The organism is Collinsella sp. SGI.184 (genome assembly GCF_050313415.1).
Taxonomy (GTDB): Bacteria; Actinomycetota; Coriobacteriia; order Coriobacteriales; family Coriobacteriaceae; genus Collinsella.
Genome location: NZ_JBNPLJ010000045.1, coordinates 1 through 737, shown reverse-complemented (window position 1 = coordinate 737; position 737 = coordinate 1). Strand labels below are relative to the sequence as shown.

Here is a 737-nt window from a genome sequence, read left to right as displayed (position 1 = left end):
CAATCGTCCTACAGTTTATCTTTACTTAGTGGCTGTTGAAGTAAATCCATCCTAAATTGCAAATATGAATGAAATTAACGCCCTACGCCATTGCAGGCCAAAATAAGGCGTCAACGCAATGTAAAGAGGCCAGGCGTGTTGCCCGGCCTCGAAATACTCTGGTGGGCCCTCCGGGATTCGAACCCAGAACCCAGGGATTATGAGTCCCCTGCGCTAACCGTTGCGCCAAGAGCCCTTATGTACTGTGATAATAATTTCAACAATGGAAATTCATTTCCCATCGGGTTAAATCACGATTTGAAATACTACCATGCACAAGCATGTCGCACAACGCACGATCAAGCCATGTTTTTAACACCCGGTATTCCCTGACAATCAAGATGCATCACAAGAAATATCACTGGATGGGAATTGTTCAAGCCATTATCCCAAGACTGCAAATAGAGTTAACCATCGGCGAACTGGTGCCATTTCAAAACCATGCCGGATTACGGGGCTGGACCCGGACCGGCCGTCCATACCCTGCATTTCACGAAATTCGCAACTCGTCTACCTGCGGTTTTGATTTTACAGATTACGGCATGCCCGAGGGTTCCCGGCCTGGCCCCGTAAACCGGCATGGTTTTGAGATCGCCGGGCGGGCGGGGGCGCGATTGGTCCCGATAATGGGCCTGGTGCCGGCAGGATGGCCGTTGGGCGGATGGCGGCCCGCGCCGCGGAAGCGAAAAAACGGCGGT

The 737-nt window shown here is 51.7% G+C and carries 1 protein-coding gene and 1 tRNA gene; one reads left to right on the top strand and one right to left on the bottom strand.

The features are described from left to right. Positions 1-159: 159 nt before the first annotated feature. A tRNA-Ile gene (locus ACQRAJ_RS08775) sits at positions 160-235 on the bottom strand. Positions 236-320: 85 nt separating this feature from the next. Here ACQRAJ_RS08775 and ACQRAJ_RS08770 point away from each other — a divergent pair. Next, positions 321-737, top strand: a 417-nt coding sequence (locus ACQRAJ_RS08770; protein WP_427748389.1) for a hypothetical protein, incomplete at its 3' end; no start/stop codon positions are given.